The organism is Bradyrhizobium sp. MI1.10 (genome assembly GCF_055811035.1).
The window spans coordinates 108,325-120,524 of the sequence record NZ_JBVVPN010000007.1 but is presented as its reverse complement, the minus strand read 5'-3'; the positions used below and the strand labels follow the sequence as shown (position 1 = coordinate 120,524).

10 protein-coding genes are annotated in these 12,200 nt (G+C 60.0%); 2 read left to right on the top strand and 8 right to left on the bottom strand.

All coding sequences use genetic code 11. From position 1 onward, the window contains the following. Window positions 1-20: 20 nt before the first annotated feature. Together AC0L3K_RS09940 and AC0L3K_RS09935 are read right to left on the bottom strand one after the other, a co-directional pair. Window positions 21-1,505 (bottom strand): carboxylesterase/lipase family protein, encoded by a 1,485-nt coding sequence (locus AC0L3K_RS09940; RefSeq protein ID WP_473365918.1) that lies wholly within the window; start codon window positions 1,503-1,505, stop codon window positions 21-23. 712 nt (window positions 1,506-2,217) lie between these two features. Further along, the gene (locus AC0L3K_RS09935; protein WP_354128423.1) at window positions 2,218-2,970 is read right to left on the bottom strand and encodes an SDR family NAD(P)-dependent oxidoreductase; all 753 of its coding nucleotides are present in this window, start codon (window positions 2,968-2,970) and stop codon (window positions 2,218-2,220) included. Between the two features lie 202 nt (window positions 2,971-3,172). Between AC0L3K_RS09935 and AC0L3K_RS09930 the strand changes: the two genes are divergently transcribed. Continuing rightward, window positions 3,173-3,955, top strand: coding sequence for a helix-turn-helix transcriptional regulator (locus AC0L3K_RS09930; RefSeq protein WP_473365859.1), 783 nt, complete (start codon window positions 3,173-3,175; stop codon window positions 3,953-3,955). A gap of 148 nt (window positions 3,956-4,103) precedes the next feature. Here the strand turns inward: AC0L3K_RS09930 and AC0L3K_RS09925 are convergent, their stop codons facing one another. Both AC0L3K_RS09925 and AC0L3K_RS09920 read right to left on the bottom strand, forming a co-directional pair. Next, on the bottom strand, window positions 4,104-4,511 hold the full coding sequence (locus AC0L3K_RS09925) for a fumarylacetoacetate hydrolase family protein (protein ID WP_473365858.1): 408 nt from the start codon (window positions 4,509-4,511) through the stop codon (window positions 4,104-4,106). 135 nt (window positions 4,512-4,646) lie between these two features. Further along, entirely contained in the window at window positions 4,647-4,946 is a 300-nt protein-coding gene (locus AC0L3K_RS09920) for a hypothetical protein (RefSeq protein WP_473365857.1), read from the bottom strand. Window positions 4,947-5,042: 96 nt separating this feature from the next. Between AC0L3K_RS09920 and hmgA the strand changes: the two genes are divergently transcribed. Further along, complete coding sequence (gene hmgA, locus AC0L3K_RS09915; protein WP_473365856.1) at window positions 5,043-6,356, top strand: homogentisate 1,2-dioxygenase; 1,314 nt, start codon at window positions 5,043-5,045, stop codon at window positions 6,354-6,356. Between the two features lie 475 nt (window positions 6,357-6,831). On the opposite strand, the gene AC0L3K_RS09910 is transcribed toward hmgA, so the two are convergent. The 4 genes from AC0L3K_RS09910 to AC0L3K_RS09895 all read right to left on the bottom strand — a co-directional run bounded on the left by AC0L3K_RS09910 (window position 6,832) and on the right by AC0L3K_RS09895 (window position 12,164). Next, entirely contained in the window at window positions 6,832-8,511 is a 1,680-nt protein-coding gene (locus tag AC0L3K_RS09910) for an FAD-dependent monooxygenase (protein ID WP_473365855.1), read from the bottom strand. 625 nt (window positions 8,512-9,136) lie between these two features. Then, window positions 9,137-9,697 carry an MFS transporter gene (locus AC0L3K_RS09905; protein WP_473365854.1) on the bottom strand — a complete coding sequence of 187 codons (561 nt, stop codon included), beginning with the start codon at window positions 9,695-9,697 and terminating at the stop codon, window positions 9,137-9,139. Continuing rightward, a complete protein-coding gene (locus tag AC0L3K_RS09900; protein WP_473365853.1) occupies window positions 9,682-10,338 on the bottom strand; it encodes an MFS transporter in 657 nt (218 codons plus the stop codon). The genes AC0L3K_RS09905 and AC0L3K_RS09900 overlap by 16 nt, the downstream gene beginning before the upstream one ends. Before the next feature lie 14 nt (window positions 10,339-10,352). Further along, window positions 10,353-12,164, bottom strand: a complete 1,812-nt coding sequence (locus AC0L3K_RS09895) for an amidohydrolase (RefSeq protein ID WP_473365852.1) — start codon at window positions 12,162-12,164, stop codon at window positions 10,353-10,355. Window positions 12,165-12,200 lie beyond the last annotated feature (36 nt).

The window sequence follows — 12,200 nt, the reverse complement described above, 5'->3', positions numbered from 1 at the left end:
GCTCAACGGGCTGGAGAGTATCAGGCGACCCAGGCAAAGGCCTGAATGCGCCTATCAAAGTGGAGCACCGCACGGTTGTGTGTGTAGGCGGGCCAATGCGACAGATCGGTCCCGTTTGGTTCGCCGCTCTTCGCAAATGCCGCAATCGCACCTCTAAATCGTCGGCTCAGCCCTTCCACCTCTCGCCAGTCTGCTCCCTTGAGCATCGGAGCGTTCCGCCAGACGTCGATATTTCCGAAAAGAAACGGAAGATCGATGCAGTGGCAGGCGCCTAGTCCTGGGACTGGCGACTGCCAATCGAAACGATAGGAAAACACATTCCGGCCGGCCTTCGCCTGGGCAGTTGCGACAGCCAAGCTCGCGTCCGTGAAGATCGTGTCTGTGTAGAGATCTCCCACTATCGTCCGAGGAATCGCGGGAACGCGCGCTGATCGGATCTTCATGATCGCATCCGCTGCGCCGCTTCCTAGTTGTAACTTGAATATGTCATTCACTTCGCTTTCAGACAGGTCGTTCAAGGTCGGATTAGATAGCGAAAACGCAGCGTATTCTTCGCGCGTTACACCAATCATGATGTCGCACCACCGCGCGCTACCGTTTTGAATGGATGCGACAGGATCTCTCGGGATAAGGCTGCCATCCAGAACGGGCATGAACGGCGGGCTGATGTCCCCCGGTATCGCCGGAGGTCTGTTTTGCAATCCACGTAGCAATCCAAGAATTTGGTCAACGGGCATCGTCCGCAGTCTGTTGGCATCTTGGTCGGCCAATCCAAGAACGTCTAGAAGTGTCTTGGCCAGCGGCCTCACCGTTTCGACTGTGCGAAGCTCTACGCCGACAGGCGCGCTCATGATGATCGCTCGGCTGAAGAGATCGCGCCCAAGATCAGTCCCAAGAAATGCAGCGATGCTGAAGGCGCCAGCCGACTGTCCAATAACTGTGATGCGCGCGGGATCGCCTCCAAAGCAACTGATCGTCTCCCTGATCCAACGCAGAGCTGCAACTTGATCGTGGAGGCCCAGATTCAATTCGCCGAAATCAGGTCCAGGCCAAAAGCCAAGAAGACCAAGGCGAGAGGTAATGTTCACGACCACAAGGCCATTTTCCCCTGCAAGAACGCTTCCATTGTAGCAGGGGAGCGACCCGCCACCGGTCATGAAGGCGCCTCCGTGGAGGAAGACCAGAACCGGCGCATTGTCGCCGGCCCGGTGCGTCGTCCATATGTCGAGATGAAGACAGTCTTCACTTTGCTCGACCTCGTAGGTACCCATAACGCTGTCCAGGCGCGAGGGTAGCTGTGGGGGGACGGGTCCAGGTACGGTCGCGTCGCGAGTATCTCGCCATCGGGGAGCCGGTCCCGCCAACTCGAAACGCCGTGGCCCGATCGGAACCTCTGCGTATGGCACTCGATGAAATGCGGTAACACCGTCCACCGTGATGCCTCGCAGGCAGCCGAAAGGTGTTTCCAGCTCGAGATGTGCCACGCTGCGCTCAACTCCGACCATTTCTCGTCTCCAACAAATTAACGCCGAAGCCAGCCCCGGATCAAACTCATACATTCGAATCTCTGCACCTCCTGCGTGTCTCGGGTGCCACGTCTGCGTCGCCCGGCATTGCCAACTTTGCCTCCGGCGCCGAAGGTCGCTTGCGGCCTACTCAACAGCGTTTCGATATTGCTCGTCCAGTTCCGCGACTGGAATGCCCCGTTCCGTAATTGAGACGTATCGATCGGCTAACCTCATCTATATTCCAATTTACTTTGCCCTAAATGAATTGGTCGGAGACTTGGTCTTTCCCCACGAGTGCTCGGCCACGTGTTGGATATCTTTGTGGTATCCGCGCCATTATGCCACTCATCCACTGAACCAACCGGGGCATCGTATTGTCCCTCAGGATCAGGAAAAAACGCATGTATGGGTACTGGAAATTACGGGAAAAGTGGGCGGAGCAACGGCAAAACACCGGTTGGCGCGCGGCAAGCAAGTACGCGCTGTCCGCAATCGCGAGAGGGACACCGCGGCGACCGCGACCATGCCGGACACCGCCCGGCCGGTTCTCGACATGGTGACGCTGTTGAGACACCTCTTTGGATCCGCATAGATGGGCGCCAGAACGTCCGCGACGGCGCCCGCCGCGAAGCCACCGACGATCTTGGTCTGCTGGGCGTCCTGGGACGACGCACAGGCCAACGCGAACGAGATTGCAATCGGGCGGCGATCACAGGTGACGCCCTCCATCGACGACGATGCGCGTGCCGGTGCTGGCCTTGAGATGGGTGATGCAGGCAACGATGGCGGCGGCCACGTCATCCGGTTCGATGACGCGCTTGAGCGGCGTCGCCTTGGCGCCCGCCTCGAGAGCGCTGCGATCGCGACCCGGAACGAAGTCGGTTGCAACGGCGCCGGGCGAAACCGCCAGTAACCTTATTTCCGGGCCGAGCACGCGTGCCAAAGAGGCGGTCATGTTGTCCAGGGCGGCCTTCGATGCGCAGTAGGCGACGTTACTGCCGGACGCGGTGAAGCCCGAGATGGACGAGACGTTGATGACGACGGCGTCACCCGATGCGCGTAGCAAGGGGCGGAGCGCCCGGACAGCGGAGTACGGACCGCACACGTTCGCGATCAGGATGTCCTCGAACAGCTGGTCCGTCAGCGTGTCGAGATCGCCATGCGGTATCGCACGGGTGAAGCCTGCGGAATTGACCAGGATGTCGAGTTTTCCATAGCGGATTCCGAGTTCATCCGCCAAGGCTGCGAACGAGGTCTCGTCCTTCAGTTCCAGGCGCGCTACCGCGTGGTCGGCCGGCGGGAGTGTTTCCAGTAGCTTTCGCGCCCGCTCTTCGCTGCTGTGGTAGCCGATCACGACGTTGGCGCCGAGCATGGCGATTTCACGCACGGCGGCGGCGCCGATACCGTTGCTGCCGCCCGTGATCACAGCGACCCGGTCGCGCAGCGGTTTGGCGTCGTTCATCGATGGTTCCACCCTGAATTTGTGACAAAGCCGCAAGGCGCTTGTCACGCGCTGATCCGGGGGGAGGCTAACACGCTGCCACCGGTCGCCCAGTCACATGAATAGGGGACACTATCCAAGCCGAAGCGCCGATTGCCTGCACCCCGAATTTGCCTTTAAGTGGCAGGCGAGCGGACAGAGAGCCGCTGGCCGAGGTTCCGGGATGAAGGCTTACAAGGTGGACCATCCGACCGGCGTCTACGACATGACGCCGGCGCTGATTGGACTGATCGATCTCGCAGGCGCGGAAACGTTTCCCGGCACGTTGTTCAAGATGGCTCATGCGATGACCGGCTGCGGCCACCTTACGGCGTTCGCATTCGACCGCGATGCTGATCCACTTGTGCTGATCGCAGAGAACGCCGGGCAACGACCGGTGGCCAGAGACGTTGCGAACCATTACCGCAGGACCTACTGGCGTCACGATCTGGCCAATCAGGTGATGGCCGGTACGCCAACATCGGGGAGCGCGACCTGGTGCATCCGCACGCGCGCCTCCGAGATTAAGCATTCCGACTATCGCAGCGCCTGCTACACGTCGGTCGGACTGGGCGACCGCATCTGCATCGCCGGCGCGCCGGCGAACCGGACCATCCGCATCAATCTGTACCGTTCCGGTGGGAACGCGTTTTCGGATTCCGACGAGGCCTTGATCGCGCGTGGCGCCGACATGCTCTTGGCGTTGATCGGGCGCCATGCCCGCGATGCCCGAGCGGCCCAGCGCGGCCCCGCCCAAGACGTTCGCGCGCGATTGCTGCGGGTTGCGCCCGTGTTGTCCACGCGGGAAGCCGACGTCTGTGCCGGCATCATGGAGGGGTTGACCTCGGAAGGCATTGCGCTGCGACTCGACATCGGCATCAACACGGTGCTGACCTATCGCAAGCGCGCCTATGCCCGCCTCGGCATCTCGTCGCAGAACGAATTGCTCCGCCTTGTCATGGATTAAACCTGCGCGCAGGGAAGCGTCAGACCGCAGGTGTCACCCTCCCCGTGCATTCACCAAAGCCGATCGTGGCGAAGCCGTCGCGATTGCACTATCCCGTCATCGAACTTCGTCGCCGTCCGCCAGGAACGATCGGGGCTCGCCGCCGAGATCAAACGGCTTGGTGGCCGCACGCGGTGATCTCGAGCGGGCTGCCGAGACTACCCGGCGTCGTTCCGGAGACGGTGCCGGATCCAAGCAGATCGCCGGTCTCTAGGTTGCATTTGTTGCTGGTCTGGTGCGTGACGAACTGGGCAGGCCTCCAATACAGGCCGCGAGTGCATGCGGGGCTGACCGTCAGATCCGCGGTCATGCCTGCCGCACGTAGAGCGCAACGCACGTCGATGTCGATCGTGCCGAACTGCTTATCGGCCTGGGCGTGCAGATGCGGCAAAGGACGCGGGTCTTGTTCGTCACACGGGAATGCAGTCACGCGGAACGGAAGCAGCACTTCCGCCGTGACGATCCACGGCGAGACATTCGGTCGTTGAGAACGCAGAAGCCGAAGATGTGCTGCCACGCCTCATCGATGGAGACCGCAATCCGCACAGTTAGTAGAAGTTCCGCATCAGCCATCGCGACCAAGTGCGGCGACGGTCCCTCGCGGGCGGCGACGTTCTGCGTATACTGTAGCCGGAAAATCTGCAGCCGAACTTCAGACCTTGTCCGGTCCCAACACCATGAACCATTCAGGCTCGATCCGCCTAAGGCGACCGCCCCAGGCCGCGAGGCCAGTGTAATTGGCGGCGCATGTGCTTACATCGAGGATCATGTCGCCGATCGCGATGCCACCTCGCGGAGCTTCGGCCGGGTCGGTGCGCCGGAACACGCCGAACGGCAGGTTCTGTACTGGAAGGCGCTGCCGGAATTGGCGGACTCCATCAAACTGCGGCGTGAGCCGTCGTGGGTTGCGTTGAATTGACAGAACGGCACCGCCGTCCGGAAGAGAGGCCATGTCACACGCCGATGGGACGGGGATCGCGGACAGGGCGGCTTATGCTCATGCCATGGGCAGCGCCACGCGCCAGGCAACGAGCAAGGTTCCTCGAACATGAACACACCGCAATACATGTCTGGATTCGGCAACAGCTTCGAAACAGAGGCGCTCCCCGGCGCGCTGCCGGTCGGGCGGAATTCGCCGCAGCGGGCCCCCTACGGGCTATATGCCGAACAGTTGAGTGGCTCGGCGTTCACGGCACCGCGCGGCACCAACGAACGATCGTGGCTTTACCGTATCCGCCCCAGCGTCAAGCACACCAGCCGCTTCACGCCGGTCGAGCCGGGCTTCCTCCGCACCGCTCCCAACACGGGACAATCGAAGCTGCCGATCGGGCAATACCGCTGGCAGCCGGTCGCCATCCCCGCCGACGAACTGACCTTCGTCAGCGGACTGCGAACGGTGACGACTGCCGGCGATGCCGAAGCACAAGGCGGCATGGCCGCCCATCTGTCCTTCATCACCCACTCGATGAAGGACGAGTATTTCTGCGACTGCGACGGAGAACTGCTCGTCGTGGCGCAGCATGGCGCGTTGCGCTTCTGTACGGAGTTCGGCATCATTGAAATCGCACCCGGCGAGATCTGCGTGATCCGGCGCGGAATCATCTTCCGCGTGGAGCTTATGGACGGGCCCGCTCGCGCCTATGTATGTGAAAACTACGCAGGGTCGTTCACCCTCCCGGAAAGGGGGCCGATCGGCGCGAACTGCCTGGCCAATTCCCGCGATTTCCTTACGCCGGTCGCAGCCTATGATGACGTTGATTCATCGAGCGTCGTGACCTTCAAATGGTGCGGCGAACTGTTCGCGACCAAGATCGGGCATTCGCCGCTTGACGTCGTCGCCTGGCACGGCAACTACGCGCCCTACAAGTACGACCTACGGCACTTCTCGCCGGTCGGCGCAATCGCCTTCGACCACCCGGACCCATCAATCTACACCGTCCTGACCTCGCCGTCGGAAAGTGCGGGCACCGCCAATATCGACTTCGTCATCTTCCCGGAGCGCTGGGCGGTCGCCGAGAACACGTTTCGGCCGCCTTGGTATCACCGCAACATTATGTCCGAATTCATGGGCCTTGTTTACGGCGTATACGACGCGAAGCCCGAGGGCTTCGTGCCCGGCGGCATGAGCCTCCACAACATGATGATTCCGCATGGACCGGACGCCGTCGCCTTCGAGAAGGCGAGCACCGTCGAACTGAAACCGCACAAGATCGCCAATACACTCGCCTTCATGTTCGAGTCGCGCTTTCCGCAAAAGCTGACGCAATATGCGGCCGACTTGGCGGAAAGAGACGACGACTACGCCGAGTGCTGGACCGACCTTGCAAAGAAATTCGATCCTACATCGGCTCCGGTCAGGTGATGCCGGCGGGGTCCCTCCCTCAAGCCTCGCTACGCGGTCGAAGGGTCACGCTATGTCCTCGCCGCCTGCGCCGTCGTGAGCCAGGAAATGCTCGGCATGGTCGTGGATACGCCGCAGAAAGCCTTTTAGCTCAATCCTCGCACGTCCAAACCAGGCGCGGGATTTTCAATGATTAATGGACCGGACGCCCGCAAACTCTGTGAGCGTATTCCTGACCACCAAGAGGCATCCTCAACGCCGATCTCCATCCCGGAGCGCTTGCGGTCGCAAAATCCACTGCGGATCCAGCCGGCCGCTATTCGCGCACCGACGCAGTGCGGCTGGTAATCAACCGCGAGAAGCAGGCGGTGATCCGCGTAGCGGCAGTGGCGGCAAACCCGACTGTCGCTATGGCGCGGCCAAAGTTTTGCGATCCAGAGGCGCCGCGCTCGCCGCTCCGCCGCTTGCGAAGTCCCGCAAGCGACTTGCGTCTCCGTTAGCTCGAGCGAATAGGTGACGAACTGACGTCTTCCCGCAGCGGGCCAAACGATTTCTCAAGCTCTGCCAAGACCGCACCAATCCCATCTAGCGTCGACACAGCCGCGACATATCGATCAGGCCGCACAAGCAGCACCCGACCGGTGAGCGGTCTCAAAAACGCTTCCGCCTCCGGCGAGGCCGGTCTAGCGTGGTGCACACCACTAACTTTCACACGCTGCATTTCATTGAAGCAAATAGACAAAAACCGCGGGCTCAACACTCGCGAATCGGCAAGCAAGAGCAAATCGTTGGGGGGTACAGCGATCCCTACCACCAGGAACCAACCGTCCGAAATCGCATCAATTGACTTCGTGCTACCACCATCCAGGAAAAGCGAAACACGCGGACATGTCCGTCCAACAACGAGTTCCTGCCGCCTGGACCGCACCATGAAGCCGGCCTTAATCCATGGTCGAGGCATATAGCGCATCTCGGCAAAGAAACGCTGCATCGCGGGGATAAGGTTCAATGTCTGGAAGAAGGCGTCCCTCGCCGCAGCAATAATGCGGTTGCGAATGTTTGCCATTCTTCCGATCATCACTGAATATCGAATAATCGCCTCAACCTGCGGCCTCCTTTCTGTCTCGTAGGTCTCAAGGATCGTGGGGTTGAGCCTCCCTTGCAGTACCGCCGCAATCTTCCAGCAAATGTTGTTGGCATCGCGAGCGCCCGTGTTCATGGCCTGCGCGCCGAACGGCGGCATGACGTGCGCTGCGTCGCCGAGCAAGAAGACCCGTTTCGATCCCATTCGCTCGGCGATGCGCTCCGAAAATCCATAGACCACCGACCGGATGATTTTGAGGGGTGTTCCTTTGTACGGAGTATGTCTGTCCACGAGATCACGGATGCTGTCCGCCGTGGCAATCTTGTGATGATCTTCGCCGGGGTTGAGCATGAACTCCAGTCTTCGCCCGCCATATGGCGCAGGCACGCTGTTGAACGGCCGCTTAGGATTGCAAAAAAAACGCGAGAAGGGGGACCGGTCGGGAAACTCGGCGAGGTCGACCACTAAATGGGGTTGATCAATGCGATTTCCGGCGAAAGAAATATTGACAGCCGAGCGGATGAAACTTCGCGCGCCATCACAGGCGAGTACAAATCGTCCAGTCACTAGATGTTCTCGCCCGGCACGAACGACCTTCAACCTGACGCCATTCTCATCCTGATCTAGGCCTGCGACAGTAGACCGGTACTGCAGATCGAGGCAGGGATAGCGCCGTGCGCCATGCAGCAGCTTCTTCTCGAAGACTGGCTGCATCAATCCCGCGCGGTTGCCAAATCCATTCGACGTCAAGAAGGGGTTGACCTTCACCACCGGCTTGCCCCGCATAGAATAAAAGAAAATTCCAAAAGGCGGCGAGAGGTGCTCTTCCATGTCGTCGAGCAAATCCAGGCTATCAAGAAGACGGAGATATTCGTCGTCGATCACGAGTGCTTTGGGCAAGTCCGACGTCAGTTCATTCCGCTCCAGCAAGATTGTGGAAATCCCGAGCGAGCCGAGAATGTTAGCGACCGTCAGGCCGATCGGACCCGCACCAACGACCAAGACATCGGCATCTTTGGTTCCTCGCCCGTCGGGTCCCGAAATCGGCTTGATGAGTTCGCGGATCTGATCAAGCGACAGATGATTATCCATTAACGCCCGCCTTTCTAATTTGGCAGTTAGTTTCGAACGGCGACCGCCTCAGAGCCAAACTACTAGTGGACTTGATTCGCGTCTGTCCCATGCACAGGTGACGAACAGAAGTTTGAGATCAGCAAAATACGGTCCGTTCCGAGAATTCTGCATCATCATCATGCCGCCGCCACTGCTTTTCCAGCGTAACCAACTAGATGCAGCCGACGAATCAAACCTAGGTAGCCATCCCCTCAGAGAGGGGCGTGTCATGCTTCGGATCGGCGCGGCCGAACACGTGATCGGGGCGCGGCGGCGAGAACGGTAGAAAGCATCATCACATCCCTGTCCGCTTCCTAGTGATGGGCCGGGCCGGAAGGGCGTTTATGCGAATACAGCTGGTCCTGCCTGTTGCGAAGCCCTGCTACGGCTCTGAGCTTCTAAACGGCGATCTGTCACGCTGCGGCCGACCGAACGCGGATTTGTCGGATCCGACTTCGAGGGCGATGCCAGCCACTCACATGTTCGCGGAGCGCTCCCGGGGCGGCCCGATCGGCCGTAGTGACAGCCACCTTGAGCGAAGACCGCCACGCCCGTCCATCGCGCCGACGCGACGCCAATGATGCTTCATGGCTATGCAGTCGAGTTACCATTTGAGTGAGGCTGCGGTATCTCGCCGCTCGCGTAAGGTCGACTCGCGCGCGATGGCGAGGGCGATTAAGGCAAACAATGCCATCGCGGCGGCGACGACGACCAATGCGGGGCGAAGACCGCCGACCGACGCGGCCAGCGGCGCAACGAGCAGTGGGCTCAAGAACTGACCGAAATACAGACCGAAGTATACCTGGCCGGTTGCCTTGCCCATGTGCCAGGGTTTTGCGGCGGCCATCGTCCAGGCCATGACATTAGGAACCAGCATCCCGGCACCAAGTCCATGTACTGCGAGGACGACGAAACTCTCGGCATAGCTGGTGATGCGCGACAGCCACCAAATCCCCACTGCCAGCAGCGCAAAGACCAAGACGTTGATCGATTGCGTATTGAACCGCCTGCGTAAGACGGGCCACAGCAACGTTCCCGCGGTAGCCGAAAGAATTCCGAAAGCGGCCCCCATTCCGATGGCTTGTGTCGACGTGATACCCAGATCTGCGAGCAGAAACGGGTACTGGACCGGCGGTAAGTAGACGGCGATCATGCCAACCAGCATGACTGTAATCTGGGGAAGCAGCGCGGACTTTGGCGGCCGTGTAGCTGCGAACCCCAGCGTATCGGTGCGCGGCGCGTATTGTGGGGGGGCAGTCGCAGTTGGAAGGGAATCAGGAGCAGCGCGAGACCATAGAGCGCGAACGGCAGCCGCCAGTTCATTTCGCCGAGAGCACCACTGATAAAAAAGAGAACTGTGCCGGCAACGCCGATAAAGCGCATTTGCAGATTAAGATAACGTTCGCGCTCCTGTCCTCTGAAGTGAGTACCGATGATGGACGTGCAGCACGTCATCACGATGGCTTCAGCGGCACCGAAAATGAACCGAGAGACGACGATTTCAGTTATACCATCGAGCCAGAGCGGAGCGACGCCGGAGACGGCGTATAGCGCTGTGCCCCACACCAACAATTTGCGGCTCCCCCAACGGTCAATGACTGTGCCGATGAGGGGTGAAGCGATCGCCGTGACGAATGCAGGCGCCATCAGCGCCAACGCCACCAACAATTCGACGTGTTTGACCGAGGCGTAGGCCGCCTGGAACTTGACCAGGATAGGGACCACCAGGATGGATGCCAAGATGGTCATGCAGCTGCCGAACAGCAGAACTATGCCGACGCCGTTCACGCGTTCAATTGTCTTCATGTCGCCCCTCACCCTCACTGCACTTCTTGACTTGACATCGATCCCGCCGATGCTCGCGCGCTGTGGGAACAAGCCGGACCGCAGATATGTTTCCAGGCAGCCGGACCTGCCGCGCGAGCGAAGGTGTCGACCTGCGGCGAACGCCTCTCTTCTGGAAGGTCGACCTTTGCGACAAGGGACAAATCGCCTGTATCGTAGACTTCGCGGCCGTCGAGCATCGTCTTCAGCACCCGGATTTTGGGAAGCGCATCGTTGTCACAAGTCAGCGGGTTGCGATCGACGACCGCAATGTCGGCCTTATAGCCTGCGCGCAATGCGCCGATCCCGCTCCAATTCATCAGCGTCGCGCCCGAGCTGGTCCAGGCTTTCAGAGCCTGGAGCCGCGACACCGCCATGCCAGGCTGAAGGTTCCGATGGCCTGAACCTGCAAACTCGTGCGTCTCAGCGAAAGCGATATGCTCGAAAGGCCTTGCCGGCCCCCAATCACTGCCGAGCGTTACGTTCGCTCCTGAGTCCATCATCCGACCCAGTGGGATGAGGTCGCTCAAGCAGTCTCTTCCAATTCGCTCAGCGAAGAGGTCGCCCTTCCCCCAAGTGAAACTCATGCTCGTCGACAGATGGAAGCCAAGCTCCGCATAGCGCCGAATCGTCTCCGGGCTGATGAGGATGTTGTGCTGCATGATCCACCCTTTGGATGAAATGTCGTAAGAACTCAGGAAGGGCTGGAGCGATTCCAGAAACTCGCGATGGTCCTGGTATGCTCCTTGAACCATGTTCAGCCGTAGATCGTTCTTCAGGCAGAACTCGATCGCCTCGCGCTCGATGTTCTGAGGCACGAAGGTGTGTCCCCGCGTTGCACGACCGTAGGGATCTCGAATCGTTTGGTCCGCGCGAAGAAACCCTGGCCAGCACGGACCTCCGCGCGAAAGCGTAAGACCGTTGATGCGAAAGAGATCGTCCTCCACAGACCTCGAGCGAAGCGCTAAAGCAAAGTTGGAGCGACAGTCCTCTTCCGACAACCCCAGCCCATAATCGAAGCCGTACTGCGCTGCTTCAAGCGAGCTCATGACGCGCAGCGTGCTTTCACCGGCTTCGCGCATAAGCCGATACGCGTCGATGTGCTCCGGGGCCATGACGTGCCCCTCATAGGCTGCTGTCACACCACGGCTGTTGGCAATGAGCTGTCCCAGCCGCGCACCACGGTTCCAATCATCAGCAGTCGGCATGGGAAAGTTGACCGTCAGGGACAGCCAGAAGGGATCAGGATTGTAGTAGCTGGTGACGCTGCCGCGAAAAATGCCGCTGGGCTCTCCGTCCGGCTCTTTTTCGATCCAGACATCGCTTACGCGGGAAGGTAGTGAAGCGGTTATCCCTAAACGGCGCATCGCCACGGTATTCATGGCACAGACATTGGGAATGCGCGGACCCCACGCGGCAATCATGACCGGATGGTTCGGCGCGATCGCGTCGAGTAGCGTACGGTTCGGCAGGCAACCCTCGGCGAGGTCGCGCCAGCTCCTCCTGGTGAAGTAATGAGGCTCGCCGACCGGGGTGGTAATAATCCATTCTCCTGCCGGCACTGTCCGTGCACGTTCTCGGATACGCTGGGCGATGTCGTCATGATTCTTGGCGTCGAGAATATCGACACACATGCCAAGGACGGCTGCAAAGTGAATGAAATGAGGATGTGTGTCGATAATACCGGGCATGGCGGTCGAGCCGCGCAAGTCCAAACGCCCTGCCCCTTTGCCCGCGACCGTGAGCATCGAGCCTAGATCTCCGGTCGCGAGAATGGTTTCACCATCGATCACCATGGCTTCGGCCATGGGCGATGCCGCATCAAGTGTAAGGATTTCACCTCC